We start from the raw sequence: 22893 nt of genomic DNA, 5'->3' as shown, positions 1-22893 counted from the left end.
ACGACCCCTTCCTCACTCGGCACAAAAAAAGACGAGAACTCCCGTTCTCGCCCTTTTTCGGCCTCGTTCGTCGGGGTATTCGGTCACCACGTTCCCTACGACCCCTTCCTCACTCGGCACAAAAAAAGACGAGAACTCCCGTTCTCGCCCTTTTTCGGCCTCGTTCGTCGGGGTGACAGGATTTGAACCTGCGACATCTTGCTCCCAAAGCAAGCGCGCTACCAAGCTGCGCCACACCCCGCGGCTCGTACAATATACCCCACCGAAGAGGAATAGGAAAATTAACTTCGATTAGGAAAACTGAAAACAGTACGCTACACTGATCCAGTCGCCAGATGGCGAACACGCGAGTGTAGTTTAATGGTAAAACCTCAGCCTTCCAAGCTGATGACGCGGGTTCGATTCCCGTCACTCGCTCCACTAAATAAAAGCCGGCTCTAGCCGTAAGCACAAATCCATCGCTAACAGTCCGGCAGAAAAAACACTCAAAAGCACGCGAAAGTGCATTCGCGCAAGTCATGCCTGTTTTCGCTACGCCGTGTGACCTTCACGACGAAAATATGAAAAAGGTAAGGCTAACCTTGCTTTATCGGGTTGGGTGGGACACAATTTTGCTGTCCAAATAGCCTTCGAAAGAGAAGCGATGAAAACTAAACTAATCGGAGCTATCTCCCCATTAGCTCTAGGTATCTTGATTGCTGTTGCTCCTTTCACCTTCGCACCTGTGTGCATGGGTGAGCCGGGCGACTACATGCCCTGCCACTGGACTGCTCAGGCCTCCCTCGGCATTGGCGTTGTGATAGCCCTGCTCGGCCTGATTACACTCTTCGTTGCGCCAAAGGTACGCGCAGGCCTATCCATTGCAGTCGTCCTCGTGGCGGCGCTCGAAATTGCCATTGTCACCAAGCTGATTGGCGTTTGTGGTATGGCTATGATGCACTGTCACTCACTTACCCGCCCGACGCTACTGGTTCTGAGCGTACTAGCTATCGTTATCAGCGCAGTAGTGGCATACCTCGATCTACGCAACGGAGCTGAAACTAAGTAGTAATGTCTACAAACCTCGTCACTTTAGGAAAGCTACCCAAGAAGAATCTATCGGCGAAGCCCGGTCGCACAGTCGGACTGATCGTCGTCGTAGCAGTCCTTTCCTTCGTCTTCTTTGGCGGATCTCTGGCAGCACTTTCGATGAAGGCAGGGCTGTCCAGCGTGAAGGCGCGAATGGGAGCCGACATCATGGTCGTCCCCAAGGGTGCAGAAAAGGAAGCCGCTGGGATCTTCACGAAGGGCAATCCCGGAACCTTCTATTTCAAGAAGGACCCGACGCCCTCCGTGAAGAAAGTGGCGGGGGTAAAGAACGTAACCACGCAAACCTACATTTCTTCGCTGAAGGCGCCATGCTGCGCCACCCAGCTTCAGATCATTGGATTTGACCCTAAAACAGACTTCGTTATTGCGCCGTGGATTCGTTCCCAATATTCCGACAAGCTGCAAGACGGGCAAGTAATCGCGGGCGCCAACATCGTCCCTGCGGAGAACGGCAATATTAAGCTGTTCAATCACCAGTTCCCCGTGGCAGCCCATCTGGCCCCCACCGGCACGAGCTTTGACAACTCCGTATTTATCAATCCGAATACCACGAAGATGGTGATCAGCTATTCGAAAGCCGTTGGCCGTCCCGCTGTGGCGGGCGTCGACAAGGCTGTGTCGAATGTGTTGGTTGAAGTAGAGAAGGGCTACCAAGCGGAGGACGTAGCCGCCTACATCAATGCCATGGGCGATATGCGTGAGGTGGGCGCAGTAACTCCTGCGGGGCTGACCTCAAAGATGAAGGCCACCCTGGGATCTACTACTAATTACATGTTCGGTTTCCTAGGACTATTTTGGGTGACCGGAATTATCGTTTTGGTCGCGGTGTTCGCGGCCACCGCCAACGAGCGCAAGAGAGAACTAGCGACCCTGCGAATCCTGGGAGCCAGAAAAGCCGAACTGGTGAAGCTGCTAATGACGGAAGCTGCCATGTTAGGAGCTAGCGGCGGCGCCGTGGGCGTATTCCTAGGGGCACTAATCATGTACCCCTTCGCGGGACTCATTCAGTCAAATATGCAATTGCCATATTTGCCCACCGGATGGGCAACGGGAATTTGCTTGGCGCTGGCTTGCCTAATATTCTCGACTCTTACCGCCGTTATTGCGGCCGCATTGGCCACGCGAAAAGTCCTTTCTAAGGAAACTTATCTGACCTTTAGGGCAGGGGAGTAGGCATGATTCTAGAAGCTAAGGCACTTAGCCGTTCTTTTGTGCGCCGTGGCAAGCCGTTTGCGGCAGTAGACAAAGTAGATCTAACTATTGACGAGGGCGAATTCGTAGCTATCGTCGGCCGCTCCGGCAACGGCAAAACTACCTTGCTAAACCTGCTCACGGGTATTTTGGAACCCGATACTGGAACCGTGCACATCTGCGGGAAAGATCTGGCAGAGCTAACTGACCGCGAAATCTCTCATCTGCGCAATAAGACGGTCGGCTATGTCACCCAGCAGTCTTCCCTGCTGCCGTCTCTGACTATTTTGCAAAACGTGCTGTTGCCTGCCGCTATGGCAGACAAGGATGAGGACGAAGTGCTACCTAGAGCATTGGAGCTGATGAAGAAGCTCGGGATAGCGGACTTGACTTTAGCGATGCCCAGCGAGCTCTCTGGTGGGGAATTGCGACGGGTGTCTATTGCCCGGGCCCTAGTGAACGAGCCGGAGCTGATTATTACCGATGAGCCCACTGGGGATCTGGATTCTGAAAGCACAGAACTGGTCATGAATCTACTGGCAGAAGAGGCCGAGCAAAAACATGCGGTGCTCATGGTGACACACGATCTAGAGGCGTTGAACTGGGCCCAGTCGATATACAAGATTGACAGGGGTAGACTAACCAGGTCTGATTCAAAGTAGTTGGGATTTTTATGCTGGATCGTCAGGAAACCGCCAATACCGCCGCCGAACTAGCAGAGAATCTAAAACGTAGTGGACTCGGCGTAGAAGGCCTTGCTGACCGCGCCGGGTTGGACGTGGCCACTACCCGCCAGACTTTGTCCTTGGCTCCGGGGTGCGATCCCGCCCTCGTGTGGCTTTTGCGCGACAAGCTCGAGACGGCAGTCAAAGATGCCGGTGGGGAAGTCTACCCGTTCAGCAAGTTGACCGAGAGGGCTCGGCGCAGCGCCAGAGGGTGGTTCGGCGTGCGCGACGAGCGTTAGCCCTCGAATACCGACAGGAACTGTACGATTCGTTCGTCCGTGGAATTGAAGAATTCCTGGGGCGTTCCGTCGAAATATATCTTTCCATCTATAAGTAACAGCACCGCATCGGCAACCCTGCGGGCAAAAGACATGTCGTGCGTGACCACTACTAATCCTTGGCCGCGGGCAGCGAGTTTGGTCAACACTTTCGATACCTCGGCGGCTAGTTCCGGGTCGAGGGCGGAGGTTGGCTCGTCGCAAAAAAGGTACTTTGGTTCTAGCGCCATTGCCCTTGCGATAGCGGCGCGCTGTGCCTGCCCGCCAGAAAGGGCAGCGGGATAAGAGTCGGCCTTTTCGGCCATGCCTACATCTTGGAGCAGCCGTTCTGTGTCGAGAGGGCCCTTTCGTTTCAAAACTTTCGGAGCTAGCTCGACATTCTGCCTAACTGTTAGGTGGGGGAACAGGTGGTAGCCCTGGAAGACCATGGCCGAGTGCTGGCGGAGGTTCTCTTTGGCTGCGCGGCTGACCTTCGTGGGGAAAGCCAACTCGGCGTCTTCCACCTGTAGATGGCCTTCATCTGGTATTTCGAGCAGGTTGAGCGTGCGCAGAAGAGTTGATTTACCCGATCCGGAAGGGCCAACAATCACTGTCGTTTTTCCGGGGGCGAAAGAAGCGGAAACCCCATCTAGGGCATGCGCTTTGCCGGGGAAGGATTTTGAGAGGTCTTTGATGCTAATCATTGGTTACCACATACTTTGAAGTTTTCTTTTCTAAGTAGCCCTGCAGCCATGTAAGGCCCGTGCAAATGACTAAATAGATGGCTGCTACCTCGGTGTAAAGAATGAGCGGTTCGTAGGTGCGGGCGGTGATCTGCTGGCCTACCTGGAACACATCGGAGATCGTGATTACCGAGGCAAGCGAGGTGGACTTTACTAGGTTCACAAATTCATTTCCGAGTGGGGGCAAGGCAATGCGCCAGATCTGCGGCCCAATGACGTGGCGCAGTGTTTGCCAATGACTTAGCCGCAGCGTTGAGGCAGCTTCCCATTGGCCGGCGGGGATGGACAGTTGCGCCCCGCGCACGCCCTCGGCAATGTAGGCACCCGAGTTAAGCGAGAAAGTAACGATTGCGGCGGTCCATGGAGAGAAGGAGACGCCTAGTTTTGGGAGGCCGTAGAAGACGATAAATAGTTGGACGAGGACGGGAGTCCCCCTGAAAATCCATACATACAACCACGCAATGGACCGGGCCGCGGCCAGTTTAGACAGCCTCAGCTGGGCGGTCGCGATACCTAGCAACAGCGCGATTACGAACGAAACGAGCGATAGGGGGATAGTGACCTTGGCGGTTGCCGCAAGCAACTGCGGAAAGGCCTCGATCCAAAGCGTGATTGTATGCATTAGAGTCCTTACTTGGGGGAGATATCTTCGCCGATTTGCTGGATGAAGATCAACGAGAATGCTCCGTTATCTTGTCCCTTAGAGATGGAGGCATTGAGCTTCTTCTTTAGCTCCTCCTGATGCTTCGGGAGCATGATCGCGATCTTTACTGGTTCCGCGTCGGGAACGTCCACGGCGCGGAAACCCTTCTGGGAGTTCTTCTTCAAGAAGGCAGCTACCGTGACCACGTCGTTGACCGTGCAGTCAGCCTGACCGTTGGCAATCAACTGGGTCGATTCGGAAAAGCCCTGGGAGGGAACTACATTTGCGCCCGCCTTGGCGGCAGTCTGACCATAGTCCGAAGAGGGAGTTTGGGCGCACTTCTTGCCCTTGATGTCCGCAAGCGAATTGATGTCCGAGTCTTCCTTGGTCAGGATCTGCGGACGAGAAAGAGCATATGGCTTGGTGAAGTCATACTTCTGCTTGCGTTCTTCGGTCGGGTTGATGTTGTTGATTACGATGTCGTACTTATTGGTGTCCAGGCCTGCAATGAGCGAATCCCACTTAGTTTCAATGAACTCGGGTTTCACTCCCATGTATTTGGCGATCTGCTTGGCAATTTCTACCTCAAAGCCCACTAGCTTGCCCGAAGGATCATGGTAGCCGTAGGGGACGAAGGTGCCTTCAATACCGACCCGGATTTTGCCTTCAGACTCTATTTTCTTAGCGGAATCCGAGGCGGAGCTAGAGCAGCCTACTAGTGCAAGTGCTGCGATTGTGCTGGCGGCAATGAAACGTAGTGTCTTTTTCATTATTCCTCGTTATTTAGTGGGGTTACATAAGAAAGCGCTCCAAGTAGATCGGCGCGCAGGTCTGCCACGTCCTCAATTCCTACAGCGAGGCGGAGCAGTTGATCCGAGATGCCTGCCTTTTCTCGTTCTTCGGGGGTCAGGTCTTCGTGGATCATGGTGGCCGGGTGGCAAATTAGGGTTTCTACCGAGCCCAGCGATACGGCAAAGCGAATGATGTTGAGGTGGGAGGCGAAGGTGTGAAAATCGATGCCTTTCTTCAGCTCAAATGAGAAGAGGGCGCCGTCGCCATGCGATTGGCGAGCGTGGATTTGAGCCTCTTTTTCTGAATACCACCCGGGTGTAAGGACGCGCTCGACTGCGGGGTGCTCTTCTAGTGCTTTTCGTAGTTCGAGGGCGTTCTGCTGTTGGCGGTCCATCCTGATAACTAGAGTCTTTAGGCCGCGCAGGATGGAGTAGGAGTCGAAAGGAGAAAGGGGATTGCCCAGTGCTTTTGAGGCAATCTTCAAGCTCGCATACCATTCCTCATCATTGGTGAGGATGAAGCCTGCCAGGACGTCAGAGTGCCCTCCCAGGTACTTTGTTCCCGAGTAAACGACCGCATCTGCCCCGAGTGCGAGTGGGTCTTGCAGGTAGGAGGTAGAGAAGGTGTTGTCGACTACTACCCTCGCGCCGCTTTGCTTCGCCAGGCCGGCTACGTGCGCAATGTCGGTGACTCGCAAAGTGGGGTTGGTGGGCGATTCGACGAAGATAAGGGCGGTGTCAGAAGGGATTTCAGTTATCGCGTTGAAGTCGGGCACGAACTGATATTCGATGGCTCGTGCCTCGAAGAACTTCTCTGCAAACAGGAAAGTGCCGCCGTAAACGGAGGAGGTTAGCAGTACCCGGTCGCCTGCCTTTAGGGAAGAGAAAATAGTTGCGCTTGCAGCCATTCCCGTAGCGAAAGCGAGGGCGTGTTCGGCGCCCTCGACGTAAGCTACCGCTGATTCGACGGCACCGCGGGTGGGATTGCCGCTGCGCTGATAACCGTAGGCCGCTGGGGTCCCGTCGGCATGTTGAGCAAAGGTGGAGGCGAGATAAATGGGTGGTACTACTGCTTGATACTGATCATGGGGCCGCGCTGCAGAGAAGTCGTTTACGACGCGGGTAGCAATGGATAGAGGGGTATTGCGTTTAGACATGTTGAATCCACTCAGCGTAGGGGGAGTGACTGGATATACTGCTCCAGCAGGAAGGAAAAGAGAATTGGCGCTCGGGGCGCCTATTGAAGCGCTAGGAAAAATCGACTAGCGACACATGTGGCACATGCACATACACATACAGGTATCCATAGCCATAGTGGCGGACTGTACCGCGTTAGTGTTCTTAGCCATGCCGACCATGCTAACGAGTGAAGGTTGCGTAGGCAAATTTTGTCCATATCCGTAGACTCGCCTAAAACGAGCGTTTTGGTTGTTGGCAGTGAGTTTTAAAAGGCGTAACAGCTCACAGCTTTGCCCGCGCGTTTCCTTATAGGTGGGGTTTTGCTTTAGTATCAGAGGGATTGGCACTTTAGCCGGAATAACGTAGATACATTTGGAGTTCGAAACTGTGAAGACCACTGTTGAAAACCTTGCGAAGACCAAGGTCAAGCTGACCGTAGAGGTTTCAGCTGAAGAGCTACAGCCCGCAATGGATAAGGCATACAAGGAGGTTGGCCAGCAGGTCAACGTTCCTGGCTTCCGTAAGGGACATGTGCCTCCGCAGATTATTGATCGTCGCATTGGTCGCGCCTATGTCGTCGAGCAGGCGATCAACTCGAAGATGTCTGATTTCTACAGCCAGGCTCTGGCCGAGGCAAAGGTGCAGCCGTTGGCTCAGCCTGCCATCGAGGTAACTGATATTCCGACTGGCAAGGGCGAAGATCAGAAGCTGGTATTCACCGCCGAAGTCGAGATCATGCCCGAGTTCGAGATTGCTTCTACCGACGGCCTGAAGATCAAGGTCGACAACGTTTCGGTCTCTGATGACGACGTGGAGGCAGAGCTGGATCAGCTACGCACTCGCTTCGGCTCCCTGAAGGGTGTTGAGCGTGCGGCCCAGAAGGGCGACTTCGTTTCTATCGACATGAACGCTTCGGTCGAGGGCGAGGAAATCGATTCGGTTTCTGGCGTTTCCTACGAGGTCGGTTCCGGCTCCATGATGGAGGGGATGGACGAGGCCCTTGAGGGCATGTCTGCCGGCGAGGAGACCGATTTTGACACCACCATGCGCGGTGGCGACCACGAGGGCGAAGCTGGCAAGGTGCACCTGAAGCTGCGCTCCGTGAAGGTCCGGGAGCTGCCGGAAGCTGATGACGACTTTGCTCAGATGGCTTCTGAGTTTGACACCATCGGAGAGCTGCGCGCCGACCTGCGCAAGAATGTCGAGCAGGGCAAGGCTGGCGAGCAGGCTGTCCAGGCCCGCGATCGTGTCCTGGAGCACCTGCGCGACAACACTGAGGTGCCGCTGCCCGAGGACATCCTGAAGTCCGAGATTGAGGCCCGCGTAGACGAGTCCGCTTCGGATGAGGAAAAGGAAGAGGCTAAGAAGGCAATCGAGGCTTCGCTGAAGGACCAGCTGCTGCTCGACAAGCTAGTCGCCGAGAAGCAGGTGCAGGTTTCTCAGCAGGAGCTGTTGGAGTTCATCTTCCAGACTGCCCAGGCTTACGGCATTGATCCCTCTCAGCTGCTCGGTGGAGAGAACGCACAGCAGCAGATGTCGGCGATGGCCGGCGACATGGCCCGCAACAAGGCACTTGTCAAGGTGCTCCGCGAGGTCGAGGTCGAAGACGAGGACGGCAACGCTGTAGATCTGTCCGAGTTCACCAAGGATCCGGCTGAAGAGGAAGCAAAGGCTACTGCTGAAGCTGCCGCCGAGGCCGCTGCAGAAGAAGCCGCAGAAGAAGAAGACAAGGGTGAAGAAGACAAGTAAGTCTTGTAGATGAAAAGTGGGGGCTTTGGCCCCCACTTTTCCTATACCCGCTTCCTGTGCCCATAGCGAAAAGACGGTATTTAGTGCAGGTATATTCGCGGGAAGTAGGTACCGTATTACCTAGCAATGAAAAAGACCTTGGAGGACGTAGTGACAAATCCAGTAGCTGCAGAACAGCCGGCACCGGGCGCTCCCGGAAGCGCTGTGTTTGAGCGTCTGCTAAAAGAGCGCATTATTTGGCTCGGTTCCGCCGTGGAAGACGAAAACGCTAACGAGATCTGCGCGAAGATGCTGCTTTTGGCAGCCGAGGATCCGGAAGCCGATATTTTCCTCTACATCAACAGCCCGGGTGGCTCGGTCACCGGTGGGATGGCTATTTACGACACCATGCAGCTGGTGCAGCCTGACGTGGCAACTGTCGCGGTAGGCCTGGCGGCCTCTATGGGGCAGCTGCTCCTGACTGCGGGGGCTCCCGGAAAACGCTACATCACCCCGCACGCTCGCGTAATGATGCACCAGCCTTCCGGCGGTATCGGAGGAACGGCTGCGGATATTCGTATCAATGCGGATCTGATCTTGCAGATGAAGAAGACGCTTGCGCAAATTACTGCTGACCGTACTGGCAAATCGCTTGAGCAGATTGAAGTCGATTCGGATCGCGACAAGTGGTTTACAGCTCAGGAGGCACTGGAATACGGTTTTGTTGACCACGTGGTCGAGCATGCCTCTGCTATCAACGCTGGAACTAACAAGTAGGAGGCAAAGATGAACAATATGGGTTTTGCAGCCTCGCTGCCGCAGGCACGCTACGTGATGCCTCAGTTTGAAGAGCGCACCGCCTACGGGTTCAAGCGTTCGGATCCCTACACTAAGCTATTTGAGGATCGGATCATTTTCTTGGGCGTTCAGGTAGATGACGCCTCCGCTGACGATGTGATGGCGCAGCTGCTAGTGCTGGAATCGCAGGATCCGGATTCTCTTATCACGATGTACATCAACAGCCCTGGTGGGTCCTTTACTGCAATGACAGCCATCTACGACACCATGCAGTACATCAAACCTGAAATCCAGACAGTGTGCCTGGGGCAGGCCGCCTCCGCCGCATCCGTCCTGCTTGCAGCTGGTAGTCCGGGCCGCCGCCTGGCTCTACCGAACGCCCGCGTACTTATTCACCAGCCTGCGCTCGCCGGCCAGGGTGGTTACGCTCAGGCCTCGGACATTGAGGTGCAGGCAAACGAGATCGACCGGATGCGCGAGTGGATGGACAACACGCTTGCTCGCCACTCCAAGCGCACTGCCGAACAGATTCATGCTGATACGCAGCGTGACAAGATCTTAACGGCAGAAGAAGCTAAGGAATACGGTCTGATCGACCAGGTGCTGCAGTCGCGCAAGATCAAGCGACTAGAGGCCTAAGTCATTGCTCTAATTGGCGGGTGAAGTGCGTGGCATATCGCGCTTCACCCGCTTTTTTGCGTAGGGTAGAAGGTGACGATCGGGGAGGGGAAAACGTGGCCACATCTGCTGAAAGCGTTGATCTTCTGAAGTGCTCTTTTTGTGGCAAGTCTCAGAAGCAGGTTCGTAAGCTCATTGCTGGGCCTGGGGTTTACATTTGCAACGAGTGTATTCAGCTGTGTGTCGAGATAATTGAAGAGGAATTGGGCCATTCTGATACCCAGGACCTCAACCGAATCCCCAAGCCCATCGAAATCTATGACTTCCTGAACCAGTACGTAATCGGCCAGGAGAGTGCTAAGAGATCACTCGCGGTGGCCGTATACAACCACTACAAGAGGGTCCGCGCCCGCGACGGGGGCAAAGAGATCGATCTGGACATGACCAAGTCCAACATCTTGATGCTGGGGCCAACAGGCACTGGCAAGACCCACCTGGCGCGTTCTTTGGCCCGGATGATGCGAGTGCCGTTCGTGATTGTCGATGCGACAGCTCTTACCGAGGCCGGGTATGTAGGCGAGGATGTCGAGAATATTCTGCTGAAACTAATCCAGGCGGCAGATGGGGACGTAAAGCGCGCCGAGCGCGGCATCATCTATATTGACGAGATCGACAAGATCGGGCGTAAAGGCGAGAACGCTTCTATTACGCGCGATGTCTCGGGCGAGGGCGTACAACAGGCCCTGCTCAAGATTATTGAGGGGACGGTTGCTTCCGTACCGCCTCAGGGAGGAAGAAAGCACCCCCACCAGGAGTTTATCGAGATAGATACTTCGGGCATCCTATTCATTGCCGCCGGAGCATTCGCTGGTATCGAGGATATTGTCCAAGAGAGGCTGGGGCGGCGCCGCACCGGCTTTGGGTCGGATCTGAAATCTAAGTCTGAGCACGGGGATCTTTATGCTCAGGTCACTACCGAAGATCTACACAAATTTGGGATGATTCCAGAATTCGTCGGGCGTCTTCCCGTCCTCACCACTGTTTCTGCTCTAGACGAGGAAGCGTTGATGCGGGTGCTTACCGAACCCAAGAACGCCCTGGTGAAGCAGTACGTAAGTTTGTTTGAGCTAGACGACGTGAAGCTTACCTTCACGGAAGAGGCACTGCGCGAGATTGCCAAGCTGGCATCTGCGCAGGGCACTGGCGCGCGGGGGCTGTCTTCGATCATGGAATCAGTTTTGAAAACCACCATGTTTGAAGTACCGTCTGATCCCACAGTCACAGAAGTGGTTATCACCCCAGAGGTGATCACCGAAGGAGCAACCGCGAGGCTAGTTAGGGAGGATCCCTCACAGCGGCGGGCAGAACGGAGCGCGTAGTGAGTGCAGATCAGACTTTGCAGGAGGGGAGTGACCTTCCTGAAGAACTAGTTCAGCTGCGAGCAACCATCGACAACATTGATGCCGCGCTTGTGCACATTCTTGCTGAACGATTCCGTTGCACCGAAAAAGTAGGGCACCTAAAAGCTAGGCTTGATTTGCCTCCGGCGGATCCGGATCGGGAGCGGCGGCAGGTAGCTAGATTGCAAGAGCTAGCGGCTGAATCCGGGCTGGATCCTGCTTTTGAGAAGAAATTCCTTCGCTTCATTGTTGACGAGGTAATCCACCACCACGTCCGCATTCGCCAGGAGTCAAAGAAGGCTTAAACAATTGTGGGGGGAGCAAAAATGCTCCCCCCACAAATTTATGTCTGCTACTTCTTGGTCGAATAGATCTCGGCTACCTCATCGGCGTGACGATGCAGGACTGCTGAGCGCTTCACCTTCAACGAGGGAGTAAGTAGACCGTTTTCAACAGTAAAGTCGGTTAGCAGGACCTTGATCTTGCGAATGGACTCTGCCCTAGAAACCTGCTTGTTTGCCCTGGCAATGGCCCGGTCTAGTGCTGCCAGCACTTCGGGGTGACGGGCAGCATCCGTAACGTCCATGTTGGGCAAATTTCGGTTCTTCAGCCACTTGGGTAGCATCTCGGTATCGAGTGTCACCAGAGCTGAGATGAACGGTTTCTGATCGCCTACCACCATAATCTGGCTGATCAGAGGGTGACCGCGAAGGGAATCTTCGAGCGTTGCTGGGACAACGTTCTTGCCGCCAGCAGTAACGATGATTTCTTTTTCGCGTCCCGTAATGGACAGGTAACCGTCCATGTCCAAGGAACCAAGATCGCCGGTGCGGAAGTAGCCGTCCTCGGTGAAAGCATCCTTGGTCCGTTCAGGGGCATTGTGGTAAGCCCGGAAAACGGAAGGGCCCTTTACCAGCACTTCGCCGTCGTCAGCAATCCGGACCTTAACCGTGGCAATCGGCGGACCAACGGTGCCGATCTTGGTGAGCCGCGGAGTATTTACTGCCAGGGGAGCATTAGTCTCGGTAAGACCGTAGCCCTCGAGAATGGTAACGCCCAGCCCTCGGAAGAAGTGGCCCAGGCGGCGGCCAAGGGGAGCGCCCCCAGAGATGACATACTTCGCGTTCGGTCCCAACAGCTTGGTGATGTTGTGAAACACCAGCTTGTCGTAGAACTCGCGCCGCGCTTTCAACGAACGTGACGGGCCCGCCTCAGTGTCAAGGGCTTCAGAGTATTCAATTGCCGTCTTGGCTGCCGCAGCAAACAGGCGCCGAGTGATCCTGTGGGAATCAGCCTTTGCCTCGGCGGCATTGTAGATCTTCTCGAGGACGCGGGGCACTGCCAGGATGTAACTAGGCCTAAAGGAGGCTAGGTCACCAAGGAGGTTAGCGGTGTTCGGAGTGTGGCCGAGCACGCCGTTACCCGCGATTTGGAACATCTGCAGGAATCTTGCATACACGTGAGCTAGCGGCAAGAACAGCAACAGCCTGGAAGACTTGGGAGCTGCGATCTCGTGCATCCACTTCATCCCGTTTAGCGCCAGGTGAGTGAAATTCCCGTGAGTCAGCTCGACTCCCTTGGGCCGGCCAGACGTTCCCGAGGTGTACACGATAGACGAAAGGTCGTCGGTAGATAGTTCCGCAACTCGCTGGTCGACTTCTTCAGGAAGAACAGACCTGCCTACCTCCAGAATCTGAATGATGGCAGAGTCGTCCAGGGACAGAATCTTCTTTAGCGACTTGCCCTTGTCCTGCACGGACATTACCAGGCGCTTCAGCACCATCGTCTCAGTGACGACGAGGGTCGGATCTGCGTCCTCTAGAATCCAGGCAATCTGTTCTGCCGAGTCCGTTTCGTAGATCGGAACCAGAACAAGGCCGGCGCTCTGCGCGGCAAAGTCCAACAGAGTCCACTCGTAGCTGGTGTGCGCCATAATCGCCATGCGATCGCCGGGCTTTAGACCGAGGCCGATAAGGCCGGCAGCCACAGAGTTAACCTCGGTAAGGAACTCGGCTGCGCTCAAGTGGATCCAAGAACCACCCAACTGCGACTTTCGGTCAATCAGTGTCTGGTGCGGTGCCCTTTCAGCCCTATCGCGCAAGATCCACGGGACAGTCTGGTGCGGTTCCACCTTGGCCAGGGTTGGGCCAGTCCACTCAACCACGTCGGTCAAGGGGATCGGGGCCACTTCCTCTTCTTCTGGTTGGAACGGATCACTCATGGAGTTACTTCCTGTTCCGCTTGGCAGGAGGTTCGCCAAGCTCAAATTCGCCAGTGGTAACAGTTTCCTGATCGGCTGGCAAGATAGTCAGTTCACCCTCTACCTTAGCCGAGGCCTCAATATCTGGGCGGACTTCCTGGATTGCCGGCACCATCTGTTCGGGTACCAACAAAGACACGTGCAAGTAAGGAGTACGCTGCGAGACCTTCGCCTCGGACTTGACTTTGCGCAACGCCGCCATAGCCTGGCCTGCCGCATCGAGCAGAGCCGTGTTGCCGCCGCCCTCGCGAAGATCAGCCCCGTCCGGCCAAGGCGAAGTGTGCACCGAACCGGCGCGGTACCAGGACCAAACTTCCTCGGCAGCGTAGGGCAGGAACGGCGCCAGCAAGCGGGTTACATTGTCCACTACGATCGCTAGCGCGCAGCGGGCGGAGGCCACATCTGCTTCGCTGTAGGTACCCTCGAAGTTATTCGCGCGGTCCTTGACCAGCTCTAGATAGTTGTCGCAGAAGGACCAGAAGAAGGACTCTGCCTGTTCCAGAGCGCGGGTGTGGTCGTAGTCTTCGAAGGCAGCAGTAGCCTTGTCGATTACCTCGACCAGCTTGGCAATTACTGCCTGGTCAGCCGGCAAGGTTACCTTTGCCGGGTCCAGATCAATAGACTCGCCAGCCATCGAAAGAGCGAACTTCGAGGCGTTCAACAATTTCATAGCTAGCCGGCGGCCAACCTTCATCTCCGCCTCTTCAAAGGCCGCGTCAGTACCCAGCCTTGCCGAGGAAGCCCAGTAGCGGACCGCGTCGGAGCCGTGTTTTTCGAGCAGACCGGAAGGGGTGACCACGTTGCCCTTGGACTTCGACATCTTCTTGTGGTCCGGATCCAGGATCCAGCCCGAGATAGCGGTGTGCGAGAAGGGCAGTGCGTCAAATTCAAGGTGAGCGCGAGCAACGGTGGAGAAGAGCCAAGTACGAATGATGTCCTGGCCTTGCGGACGCAGATCCATTGGGTATACCGCATCAAAGAGCTTCTGGTCAGTGAGCCAGCCAGCCGCAATCTGCGGTGACAGGGAAGAAGTCGCCCAAGTATCTAGAATGTCCACTTCGCCAACGAATCCGCCCGCCTGGCCACGCTGGTCCTCGGTGTAGCCCTCGGGCACATCAATAGAAGGATCGATCGGGAGGGCGTCCTCGCTAGGAGTCAAAACCGCGTCGTAGTCGACTTCACCATTCTGGTCTACCTTGTACCACAGGGGGATAGGTACGCCGAAGAAGCGCTGGCGCGAGACCAGCCAGTCCGTGTTCAGGCCGCGTACCCAATTGTCGTAGCGGACGTGCATGAACTGCGGGTGGAAGACCAGTTCGTTGCCGCGGCTGATCAGCTCTTCGTTTAGGTTCTGCGATTTACCTTCGCGGGTGTAATCCTTGCCGCCGTTGCGGATGTACCACTGGCGACTCATCACGATTTCTAGAGGCTTGTCGCCCTTCTCGAAGAAGTTGGTCATTCGCTGAGTCGGCCTCGGCTCACCGATCATTTCGCCGGAAGCAGTCAGAGCTTCCACTACCGCCTTGCGGGCGCTGAAGGTGGTCTTGCCGGCCATCTCTTCGTATAGCTTCTTGCCTAAATCAGAAGTAATCCACTCTGGGGTCTGGGCAATGATACGGCCATCCTTGCGCAGGATGTTTCGAGTAGGCAGATCCAGTTCGCGCCACCACTGCACGTCGGTTAGGTCGCCGAAAGTACAGCACATGGCGATGCCAGCGCCCTTGTCCATTTCGGCGGCAGGGTGGGCCAACACGGGTACTTCAACCTCGAAACCGGGGCTCTTTACCGTCTTGCCGAACAGGTGCTGGTAACGTTCATCGTCCGGATGGGCAATGAGGGCGCAGCAAGCAGCTAGCAGTTCGGGGCGGGTCGTCTCGATAACTACGTCCTCGTCCGCATCGGTGCGGTGGAAAGCGAGGGCGTGGTAGCTACCCGGGTAGTCGCGAGCTTCCAATTCAGCCTGTGCCACCGCGGTCTTGAAGGTTACGTCCCACAGTCCCGGAGCTTCGGACTGGTAAGCCTCCCCCCGCTTCACGTTCCGAATAAAGGCAGCCTGGGCTACCTTCTGTGCCTTCTTGCCTATGGTCTGGTAGGTATGGGCCCAGTCCACGGACAGGCCCAACTGGCGCCATAGAGACTCAAATTGCTTTTCGTCCTCGATAGTGAGCTTTACGCACAATTCGATGAAGTTGCGGCGCGAGATGGGTACCTGGTCGCGCATCTTGATGGACTTGCCAGTGCCATTGTGTGGCGGCACAAAATCCGGATCATACGGAAGAGACGGGTCGCACCGGACACCGAAGTAATTCTGCACGCGACGTTCAGTGGGCAGGCCATTGTCGTCCCACCCCATCGGGTAGAAGACGGAATAGCCTTGCATGCGCTTGTAACGCGCCATCAAATCTGTGTGAGTGTAGCTGAAGACGTGGCCCACGTGCAGCGACCCCGATACGGTCGGCGGTGGGGTGTCGATCGAATATACCTTCTTGCGGTCGGTGTTTACGTCAAAGGTATAGGTATGGTTTTCATCCCAAGCCCTTGTCCACTTTTCCTCTAGGCCGTCCGGGCTCACCTTGCTGGGAACCGCCGGACTTTCCAGCATCTTCAGTTCAGTTGTCAAAATACGCTCCATAGCTAGGGCGCGGGGGTGTTCCGCGCTTCGGCTTTGTCCGGTCTAGTGTACCGCGACCAGGAGCGGATGAGGCTAGCTAAGGGGGCGGCAATGGCAGGTGTGGGATTAATCGTTCATAGTTTGCACACAGGTATAGCCAATCAGGCACACAATCCATATGGGTACAGTTGTAGGGAAAGAGAGGATGCCAATGCCACACCTACCCCAACATGCTGATGGAAGTGCCCCGCTCGTACTCATTGCAGACGATGAGCCTATGCTCGCTGACCTCCTCTCACAGGCCCTGCAATCCAGAGGGTGGCGCACCCACGCCGTTACTGACGGCTTCGGGGCAGTGCAGGCAGCGCGCAAACTGGATCCCGACGCCGCCGTCCTCGACATAATGATGCCTGGGATGGACGGACTAGAAGCAATGGAACGCATCCGCAGAGACCTCCCGAATCTGCCAATCCTGTTACTGACTGCGCTAGATGCCGTCGAAGATCGGGTGCAGGGACTGCGCTCAGGTGCCGATGACTACGTGACGAAACCATTCAATCTAGACGAGGTCGAAGCCCGCCTTGAAGCGTTGGTGCGACGAGCCGGTGGCCTGGCAGCACAGGTAGAAGAGACCGTACTTACAGTGGGCGATCTACAGATGAATGTAGATCGGCACGAATTGGCGCGAGCAGGCAGCCTGATCGAACTCACGAAGACAGAGTTTGACCTGTGTGAATACTTGATGCAGAACGCTTCAAAGGTAGTTTCTAAGGCACAAATCTTGGACGCCGTGTGGCACTTTGATTTCGGCGGAAAAGCTAACGTGGTAGAGCTGTACATTTCGTACCTTCGGAAAAAGATTGATGCCGGTCGTCCGCCTATGATCCACACCGTGCGCGGGGTGGGCTACGTTATGAAACCTGCGGCTGCCGATGAAGCGTAAATACCGCTCCTTAGGGCTACGCCTACCAGCGCTAGTGTTGCTGGTCGGCATATGTCTGCTGCTCTTTGTTGGAGGACTGGCAGGAGTTACCCTGCGGCAGGTGCTCGTAGGGCAGGTAGATGACACGCTGCGCTCTTCGCTAGGGCAGGCAGAGATGAAAGCCGACCCCTCCGGGGGGTCCCTGTCGCACTCGCTGCAGAACCCCGGACTATCGCGCGGGTCGGTGCATCTGATCCGCAAGGGCGGCCTAATGCTCGCTGGCAAGGTCGACTCGGACCTGGCCATTGTGCAGATTAGTGATTCGCAGGCGGAAGAATTCCTGCAGGCGGCCCAAGAAACGCCGTCCTCTACCTGGATTAGCGGCTTGGGACACTACCGGGTACTCGAGGCGAAACTGCCTTCAGCCGACGGAAAGGGCATTCAGGTACTGGCGGGCGAGCCGTTAGAGCGAGTCGACAATGTGCTGGTGTTCTTTGGTGGCCTTTCCGCCCTCTACGGTATCGGCGGGCTGGCATTGGCCTGGTTGCTGGCAAGGGTGCTGGTTCGCCGCGAACTAGCCGGCATTCGCACCGTTACCAAGGTCGCACGGCAGGTAACCAGACAGGATCTGTCCGGGGCCGTCCTCAACACGCGAGCCCCAGCAGCCTTAGCCGCCTCCGAAACCGAGGCGGGCGAGATGGCAAAAGCGCTCAACGTAGCACTTGATCACGTCGAACGCTCTCTTGGAGCCCGAGCGCGCAGCGAAGAAAAGCTAAGACAATTTGTCGCAGATGCCTCCCACGAACTGCGTACCCCGTTAGCTACGGTCGGAGGATACGCCCAGCTTTTAGCGGGCACAGATCTGGGGGAGAGCCCCAACCAAGCAGTATCGCGGATTGCTTCAGAAGCGGAACGAATGCGAGCCTTGGTAGAAGATCTTTTACTGCTAGCCCGCATAGACTCCGGTAGGAAAGTGGAAGTAAAACCTGTACCGCTCGCGGGACTAGCTGTGGATGCGGTAGCTGACGCGGCAGTAAGCGCCCCTAGCCACAAGTGGGATTTGAATCTGGCCGAGGGCGCAGAAGACATTGAAGTAATTGGAAACGAAGCTGGCCTCCGGCAGGTCTTTGCAAACCTTACTGCTAACGCATACCAGCACACGCTTGAGGGCACACTGGTGCGAGTATCCCTACGCAGTCAAGATGGCCGCGCAATAGTTACGGTAAGCGACGATGGGCCGGGGATTGCCGAAGAGGACAAAAAGAAGATATTTGACCGCTTCGCCCGCGCCGATTCAGCGCGTAAACCGGGCGAATCCACCGGGCTTGGACTGTCCATTGCCCACGCCATAGTGGAAGCCCACGGTGGTAAACTCCGCCTGCTAGAGGAGCCAGAACTAGGGGGAGCCACCTTCGAGGCCTCGTTCAATCAGAGGAAAGATAATCCGGCGGAGGCCACTGCCAAGGTAGACTGAGCTCGTGCGATACATATCTACTCGAGGTGGCGGCGCCCCGCGTACTTTTACCCAGATCCTACTCGAAGGGCTGGCTCCGGACGGGGGCCTCTACATGCCCGCGGAATACCCCCAATTGGATGCGAAGACGCTGGAAGAATGGGCGGTCCTGCTGAAAGAGGACGGCTACAGCGCGCTCGCGGCGAAAGTACTTAGCCTGTACATCGACGACATAAGCCCTAAGGATCTGGAACAGATCTGTGCCAGGGCCTATGACAATGACAAATTCTCTGATCCTCTAATGGTGCCAGTCTCGCAGCTGCGGGAAGGGCTGTGGCTGGCCCACCTTTCTAACGGTCCCACAGCAGCGTTCAAAGATATGGCAATGCAGCTGCTCGGAGAACTATTTGAGTGGGTACTGGCGAAGAAGGCAAGGTCCCTCAATATTCTGGGGGCTACCTCGGGGGACACGGGCTCTTCGGCAGAGTACGCAATGGCTTCGAGGAAGAACATCAAGGTGTTCATGTTGACGCCGGCGGGCAGGATGAGCCCTTTTCAACAGGCACAGATGTTCTCTCTTACCGATCCCAACATCCACAATTTGGCAATCGATGGGGTGTTCGACGATTGCCAGGACATCGTTAAGACGATCGCAGGTGACCTAGAGTTCAAGCGCTCCTATTCGATTGGTGCGGTCAACTCCATCAATTGGGCCCGACTATTAGCACAACTGGTTTACTACATCAGCTGCTACCTACGAGTGGCTAACCGGATCGGAGACAAGGTCTCTTTTAGTGTTCCCACTGGTAATTTCGGCGACGTCTGTGCAGGCCATATTGCAAGGCAAATGGGGCTGCCAATCGACAAGCTGATAGTCGCTACAAACGAGAACAATGTACTAGAGGAGTTCTTCCGCACAGGCCGCTATCGCGTGCGTCCTGCCAGCGAAACGCTGGCAACGTCCTCCCCGTCGATGGACATTTCTAAAGCCTCGAATTTCGAACGCTTTATTTTTGATCTGTTGGACCGCGACGGAAAGGCAACTGCGGACCTATTTGGGCGGCAGCTGGCAGAAAAAGGACTATTCGACCTGTCCGATTCGCCGGCTTTCGCGAAGGTAGCAGACTACGGATTCATCAGTGGATCCTCCACCCACGCTGATCGCATCGAGCAGATTCGCGATTGGGATAGGCAGGGCGTGCAAATAGATCCTCATACTGCCGACGGATTGCACGTTGCCGAACAGCTGCGCGATCGCTGCGGTGGCCCCGTGGTGGTCCTGGAGACCGCTTTGCCCGTAAAATTCGCCGATACCATCGAAGAGGCTACTGGGCATGAACCAGAGGTACCGGCCCGTTTCGTGGGGATCATGGACGGACCGCGGCGGGTCGAAGCTCTTCCGAATGACGCGCAGAAGGTAAAAGACTTTATTCGAGCGAACTCGAAGTAAGCTCTCGGCCTGCCGTGTTGAGGCCTAGGCGCCCGTAGGCAAGAGGGAATAGGGATCCCACCCACAGGGCAGCTATTGTTGCCACTGCTACAGTGGCCCACATTGCCCCGGCTAGCCCCACCGTGTCGGTAAGAACTGCTACGAATAGGGGGCCGGCGGCGCTACCCGCCTGGGTAATTGCGGTCCACCACCCCAAGAACCGTTCGCGATAAACGTCCGGGGACATGTCTACGCCCATAGTCATGACAATGCCCGAGCCGAAACCGTTGCCGAATCCAACCAAAGAAGCAAATATCAGGAACGCCATCTTGCCGTCTACTAGCACCAGCCCTAAGAATCCACTGCCCATGATCAGGTAGGCGGGAAGTAGAGCCACCAAGCGGCCGTAGCGGTCTTGGAGTCTACCTGCGGGGTAAAACATGGCCACATCGAGGGCAGCAGAGATAGCGAAAGTAGCAGAGATCAGCGTCGGGGAGAGCCCCATGTGCGCTCCCCACAGTGGAATCAGCACGTTCCGATTCGCTCTTACTATGTGCATCGACATTCCTGCAAAAGCCGCAATTGCAGTGGAAACTGAATCGGCTTTTCGCCGGATTTTCCGATTTAACTTCTTTGCCGCAGTTTGGGCGGTTTTTGCCCGTCCCGGCTCCGGCACCAGGAAGATTGCGATCATAGCGCCTGCTATCAGCGCTGTTATTAGGTGTAGCCAAAACACTGACGGGATGCCGGCCCAAGCCACCATGGCGGCGCCCAAGGCAGGACCTGCCATGACGCCCAAGCGCATCATGCCCCCCAGCATCGAAAGGGCAGTTGCCCGGTAGCGGGAATCAATGTTGTCGGCAAGATAGGACTGCCGGGCGATCGCCCATACAGAGGCCGCTACTGCGATACCGGTCAGACCGATTACGTAGCCGACCTTTGCTACCGTGCCGGGCGAATACAGCGAGAAAAGGCATATTGCCAACGAGATAGCAGCTATCGCCGTTGCTCCCATCAGGCCGCGCTTGTCAGTGGAATGAAGCAAGACATGGCCTACCAATGGTGCCGCGATAACGCCAACCACGCCGTAATATGCCATCACGGTGGATGCGTGCGAGGACGTGAACCCGATCTGCAGAGCGGCAAGCACGATAAGTGGTGCCACGGCTCCCGAGCCAATCGCAAAGATTACGGTCGGTGCGTAAATTGGGCGAATGAGTTTACGTAAAGGATTCACTTTGCCCTAGACAGTTCGTTGTCCTTTTGCACTGCCGCATTTACCGCAGCAGTTGCTGCGTTAGATAGCCCAGCTGCCTCGGCTGCCAGGAGTCCGGCGACAGTGGTCCCGCCGGGGGAGAGGACGGTATCGACCAGATCAGTCGGAGTGAGTTCCCCTTTTGCTGCTTGGGCTTCCACGTTTTCAGCCGTACCTGCCATGGCGGTGGCGACAATGCGTACAGCCTGAGCTTTGGGAATGCCATGGGCTAGTCCTGCCCGGGCAAAAGAATCGATCAGTTGGAAAATCCATCCAGGCAGGCATCCGGCAATGGCAGCAAATGCCGGGAAGAGGTCCTCAGAAATGACCTCGGTGTTACCGCAGCAATCAAACACCTGGACTACCTTCTCAAGGGTTTCTGGGGAGGTGCCTTCGCTGGCTGCGAGGCCGGACATTGACCTGCCAAGGGAGGCGTTTACGTTGGGCATCACGCGAACTAGCCCGGCTGCATCGGTGGGGAGGTCTTCTTGCAAGGTGGCAAGGGAACGGCCTGCAGCAACCGAAACAATGATGGTCTGTTTGGGGTCTGCAAGTTTACTGAGCACGCCGTTTACTTGGTAGGGCTTTACAGCGATTACCGTAATATCGCTCTTGGTTACCAGATCATCCGGGTCTGTTGCGACTTCCGCACCTAGTTCCTCGGCAAGTGGAGCAGACGATTCCTTCCGGCGCGCGTAAAGACATAGCCGAAATTTTTCCTTGCCGTTTGCAGCGACGCCACGGGCAATGGCGCTGCCCATGGAGCCAGTGCCCAAAATTCCTACTGTTAGCATTCGTCCTCCTAAGTTTCCTCCAATTTACCAAGCCGTTGAACCAGCCAGCCAGGGAAAGCAGCGTTAGATTAGAGATATGGATCGATATGCAAATCCGCGCGGCGGGAAAGTAGTTGTAACAGGAGCTTCATCCGGCATCGGGGCGGCAACCGTCAGAGCTCTGGCCGCAAGTGACTGGTCTGTGGTGGCAGTAGCTCGCAGGCAAAACAAACTGGAGGCGCTCGCCAAGGAAACCGGCTGCGAATACTATGTGTGCGACCTAAAGGACAAAGAGGCAGTGGACAAAATGGCTCAGTCCTTGGGCGCGGACGTGCGGGTAGTAGTAAATAATGCCGGCGGCGCGGTGGGCCAAGATCCGATCGCGGATACCACCGTTGAGGACTGGCAGGAAATGTATTCTCGCAACGTCTCCACTGCTCTAAACGTCACCAAAGCGTTTCTGCCCACTTTGCGCGAGGGCGGTGACCTGGTTTTCGTTACCTCCACCGCCGCACACGATACCTATCCTGGTGGAGGCGGTTACGTGGCCGCCAAGCATGCGGAAAGAATGATCCCGCTAACGCTGCGTCAAGAACTGGTGGGCGAAGATGTGCGGTTAATAGAGATCGCTCCCGGCATGGTGAAGACAGCAGAGTTCTCCCTGAACCGACTTGGCTCGCAGGAGGCAGCCGACAAGGTCTACGAAGGAGTCGACAATCCGCTGTCTGCCGAGGACGTAGCGGATTTGATCTGCTGGTGTCTATCCCGCCCAGTCCACGTAAATATCGATTCGGTCATCATCAGACCTACCGCGCAAGCTACAAATACGCTCGTCGCACGCAAAAAGTAGGTGGCTAACACCACAATTCCCAAAAGGCGAATACGGTTTTGCTAGTACTGGAGCCATAGTTACACTGGAGGGGCATTGATCCGGCAATCACCGGGGAGCACTGGGAAGAACGGGTAACTAAGTAGACCCCAGCGGGTAAGCCCGACACAGCTGCAATGAGTGGCCATCTTGACGCAGG

General features: G+C 56.0%; 21 protein-coding genes and 2 tRNA genes. 14 read left to right on the top strand and 9 right to left on the bottom strand.

What is annotated here, in order from left to right; genetic code table 11:
• Positions 1-167 precede the first annotated feature (167 nt).
• Positions 168-241: transfer RNA gene (locus QP400_RS09870), tRNA-Pro, on the bottom strand.
• 105 nt (positions 242-346) lie between these two features.
• On the opposite strand from QP400_RS09870, the gene QP400_RS09865 reads away from it, so the two are divergent.
• The 5 genes from QP400_RS09865 (at position 347) to QP400_RS09845 (ending at position 3244) form a co-directional block, all read left to right on the top strand.
• Positions 347-420, top strand: a tRNA-Gly gene (locus QP400_RS09865).
• 223 nt (positions 421-643) lie between these two features.
• Positions 644-1048 carry a DUF4418 family protein gene (locus QP400_RS09860; protein WP_004804618.1) on the top strand — a complete coding sequence of 135 codons (405 nt, stop codon included), beginning with the start codon at positions 644-646 and terminating at the stop codon, positions 1046-1048.
• A gap of 2 nt (positions 1049-1050) precedes the next feature.
• Entirely contained in the window at positions 1051-2262 is a 1212-nt protein-coding gene (locus tag QP400_RS09855; RefSeq protein WP_004804620.1) for an ABC transporter permease, read from the top strand.
• Between the two features lie 2 nt (positions 2263-2264).
• The gene (locus QP400_RS09850) at positions 2265-2942 is read left to right on the top strand and encodes an ABC transporter ATP-binding protein (RefSeq protein ID WP_004804621.1); all 678 of its coding nucleotides are present in this window, start codon (positions 2265-2267) and stop codon (positions 2940-2942) included.
• A gap of 11 nt (positions 2943-2953) precedes the next feature.
• Positions 2954-3244, top strand: a complete 291-nt coding sequence (locus QP400_RS09845) for a DUF2316 family protein (protein WP_004804624.1) — start codon at positions 2954-2956, stop codon at positions 3242-3244.
• On the opposite strand, the gene QP400_RS09840 is transcribed toward QP400_RS09845, so the two are convergent.
• The 4 genes from QP400_RS09840 to QP400_RS09825 are packed head-to-tail and all read right to left on the bottom strand — an operon-like array spanning position 3241 to position 6596.
• Positions 3241-3966 carry an amino acid ABC transporter ATP-binding protein gene (locus tag QP400_RS09840; protein WP_004804625.1) on the bottom strand — a complete coding sequence of 242 codons (726 nt, stop codon included), beginning with the start codon at positions 3964-3966 and terminating at the stop codon, positions 3241-3243. The genes QP400_RS09845 and QP400_RS09840 overlap by 4 nt on opposite strands.
• Positions 3959-4627 (bottom strand): amino acid ABC transporter permease, encoded by a 669-nt coding sequence (locus tag QP400_RS09835; protein WP_004804627.1) that lies wholly within the window; start codon positions 4625-4627, stop codon positions 3959-3961. The genes QP400_RS09840 and QP400_RS09835 overlap by 8 nt, the downstream gene beginning before the upstream one ends.
• Before the next feature lie 8 nt (positions 4628-4635).
• Positions 4636-5418: a transporter substrate-binding domain-containing protein gene (locus QP400_RS09830; protein ID WP_004804630.1), complete on the bottom strand. Its 783-nt coding sequence runs from the start codon at positions 5416-5418 to the stop codon at positions 4636-4638.
• A complete protein-coding gene (locus QP400_RS09825) occupies positions 5418-6596 on the bottom strand; it encodes a trans-sulfuration enzyme family protein (protein ID WP_004804633.1) in 1179 nt (392 codons plus the stop codon). Before QP400_RS09825 ends, QP400_RS09830 begins: the two co-directional genes overlap by 1 nt.
• A gap of 409 nt (positions 6597-7005) precedes the next feature.
• Between QP400_RS09825 and tig the strand changes: the two genes are divergently transcribed.
• The 5 genes from tig (at position 7006) to QP400_RS09800 (ending at position 11467) form a co-directional block, all read left to right on the top strand.
• A complete protein-coding gene (gene tig, locus QP400_RS09820; protein WP_004804635.1) occupies positions 7006-8367 on the top strand; it encodes a trigger factor in 1362 nt (453 codons plus the stop codon).
• Positions 8368-8493: 126 nt separating this feature from the next.
• Positions 8494-9123 carry an ATP-dependent Clp protease proteolytic subunit gene (locus QP400_RS09815; RefSeq protein WP_040314596.1) on the top strand — a complete coding sequence of 210 codons (630 nt, stop codon included), beginning with the start codon at positions 8494-8496 and terminating at the stop codon, positions 9121-9123.
• Between the two features lie 9 nt (positions 9124-9132).
• Entirely contained in the window at positions 9133-9783 is a 651-nt protein-coding gene (locus tag QP400_RS09810) for an ATP-dependent Clp protease proteolytic subunit (RefSeq protein WP_004804639.1), read from the top strand.
• 95 nt (positions 9784-9878) lie between these two features.
• Positions 9879-11141 (top strand): ATP-dependent Clp protease ATP-binding subunit ClpX, encoded by a 1263-nt coding sequence (gene clpX, locus QP400_RS09805; protein WP_004804641.1) that lies wholly within the window; start codon positions 9879-9881, stop codon positions 11139-11141.
• Positions 11141-11467, top strand: coding sequence for a chorismate mutase (locus tag QP400_RS09800; RefSeq protein ID WP_004804643.1), 327 nt, complete (start codon positions 11141-11143; stop codon positions 11465-11467). The genes clpX and QP400_RS09800 overlap by 1 nt, the downstream gene beginning before the upstream one ends.
• A gap of 47 nt (positions 11468-11514) precedes the next feature.
• Here the strand turns inward: QP400_RS09800 and QP400_RS09795 are convergent, their stop codons facing one another.
• Both QP400_RS09795 and valS read right to left on the bottom strand, forming a co-directional pair.
• Positions 11515-13383: an AMP-dependent synthetase/ligase gene (locus QP400_RS09795; RefSeq protein ID WP_048706467.1), complete on the bottom strand. Its 1869-nt coding sequence runs from the start codon at positions 13381-13383 to the stop codon at positions 11515-11517.
• A gap of 4 nt (positions 13384-13387) precedes the next feature.
• Positions 13388-16054: a valine--tRNA ligase gene (gene valS / locus QP400_RS09790; RefSeq protein WP_004804647.1), complete on the bottom strand. Its 2667-nt coding sequence runs from the start codon at positions 16052-16054 to the stop codon at positions 13388-13390.
• A 157-nt stretch (positions 16055-16211) separates the two neighbouring features.
• Here valS and QP400_RS09785 point away from each other — a divergent pair, with 157 nt between their 5' ends.
• The 3 genes from QP400_RS09785 to thrC are packed head-to-tail and all read left to right on the top strand — an operon-like array spanning position 16212 to position 19858.
• On the top strand, positions 16212-16976 hold the full coding sequence (locus tag QP400_RS09785) for a response regulator transcription factor (protein WP_101485767.1): 765 nt from the start codon (positions 16212-16214) through the stop codon (positions 16974-16976).
• Complete coding sequence (locus QP400_RS09780; RefSeq protein ID WP_004804652.1) at positions 16966-18429, top strand: sensor histidine kinase; 1464 nt, start codon at positions 16966-16968, stop codon at positions 18427-18429. The genes QP400_RS09785 and QP400_RS09780 overlap by 11 nt, the downstream gene beginning before the upstream one ends.
• A 4-nt stretch (positions 18430-18433) precedes the next feature.
• Complete coding sequence (gene thrC / locus QP400_RS09775; RefSeq protein ID WP_004804654.1) at positions 18434-19858, top strand: threonine synthase; 1425 nt, start codon at positions 18434-18436, stop codon at positions 19856-19858.
• Here thrC and QP400_RS09770 read toward each other — a convergent pair.
• Positions 19836-21074: an MFS transporter gene (locus QP400_RS09770; RefSeq protein WP_004804656.1), complete on the bottom strand. Its 1239-nt coding sequence runs from the start codon at positions 21072-21074 to the stop codon at positions 19836-19838. The two genes, thrC and QP400_RS09770, sit on opposite strands and share 23 nt — an antisense overlap.
• On the bottom strand, positions 21071-21886 hold the full coding sequence (gene proC / locus QP400_RS09765; protein WP_004804657.1) for a pyrroline-5-carboxylate reductase: 816 nt from the start codon (positions 21884-21886) through the stop codon (positions 21071-21073). The genes QP400_RS09770 and proC overlap by 4 nt, the downstream gene beginning before the upstream one ends.
• A gap of 76 nt (positions 21887-21962) precedes the next feature.
• Between proC and QP400_RS09760 the strand changes: the two genes are divergently transcribed.
• On the top strand, positions 21963-22715 hold the full coding sequence (locus tag QP400_RS09760) for an SDR family NAD(P)-dependent oxidoreductase (RefSeq protein ID WP_004804659.1): 753 nt from the start codon (positions 21963-21965) through the stop codon (positions 22713-22715).
• Positions 22716-22893: the final 178 nt, after the last annotated feature.

It is taken from the genome of Winkia sp. UMB3158 (genome assembly GCF_030217145.1).
Taxonomy (GTDB): domain Bacteria; phylum Actinomycetota; class Actinomycetes; order Actinomycetales; family Actinomycetaceae; genus Winkia; species Winkia anitrata.
Note: the sequence above shows the minus strand (reverse complement) of the source record. Positions and strands in the feature narration are given on the sequence as shown.

Coding starts and splice junctions, on each gene's coding strand:
- QP400_RS09860 (WP_004804618.1), top strand. CDS start 644: ATGAAAACTAAACTAATCGGAGCTATCTCCCCATTAGCTCTAGGTATC.
- QP400_RS09855 (WP_004804620.1), top strand. CDS start 1,051: ATGTCTACAAACCTCGTCACTTTAGGAAAGCTACCCAAGAAGAATCTA.
- QP400_RS09850 (WP_004804621.1), top strand. CDS start 2,265: ATGATTCTAGAAGCTAAGGCACTTAGCCGTTCTTTTGTGCGCCGTGGC.
- QP400_RS09845 (WP_004804624.1), top strand. CDS start 2,954: ATGCTGGATCGTCAGGAAACCGCCAATACCGCCGCCGAACTAGCAGAG.
- QP400_RS09840 (WP_004804625.1), bottom strand. CDS start 3,966: ATGATTAGCATCAAAGACCTCTCAAAATCCTTCCCCGGCAAAGCGCAT.
- QP400_RS09835 (WP_004804627.1), bottom strand. CDS start 4,627: ATGCATACAATCACGCTTTGGATCGAGGCCTTTCCGCAGTTGCTTGCG.
- QP400_RS09830 (WP_004804630.1), bottom strand. CDS start 5,418: ATGAAAAAGACACTACGTTTCATTGCCGCCAGCACAATCGCAGCACTT.
- QP400_RS09825 (WP_004804633.1), bottom strand. CDS start 6,596: ATGTCTAAACGCAATACCCCTCTATCCATTGCTACCCGCGTCGTAAAC.
- QP400_RS09815 (WP_040314596.1), top strand. CDS start 8,494: ATGAAAAAGACCTTGGAGGACGTAGTGACAAATCCAGTAGCTGCAGAA.
- QP400_RS09810 (WP_004804639.1), top strand. CDS start 9,133: ATGAACAATATGGGTTTTGCAGCCTCGCTGCCGCAGGCACGCTACGTG.
- QP400_RS09795 (WP_048706467.1), bottom strand. CDS start 13,383: ATGAGTGATCCGTTCCAACCAGAAGAAGAGGAAGTGGCCCCGATCCCC.
- valS (WP_004804647.1), bottom strand. CDS start 16,054: ATGGAGCGTATTTTGACAACTGAACTGAAGATGCTGGAAAGTCCGGCG.
- QP400_RS09785 (WP_101485767.1), top strand. CDS start 16,212: ATGGGTACAGTTGTAGGGAAAGAGAGGATGCCAATGCCACACCTACCC.
- QP400_RS09780 (WP_004804652.1), top strand. CDS start 16,966: ATGAAGCGTAAATACCGCTCCTTAGGGCTACGCCTACCAGCGCTAGTG.
- proC (WP_004804657.1), bottom strand. CDS start 21,886: ATGCTAACAGTAGGAATTTTGGGCACTGGCTCCATGGGCAGCGCCATT.
- QP400_RS09760 (WP_004804659.1), top strand. CDS start 21,963: ATGGATCGATATGCAAATCCGCGCGGCGGGAAAGTAGTTGTAACAGGA.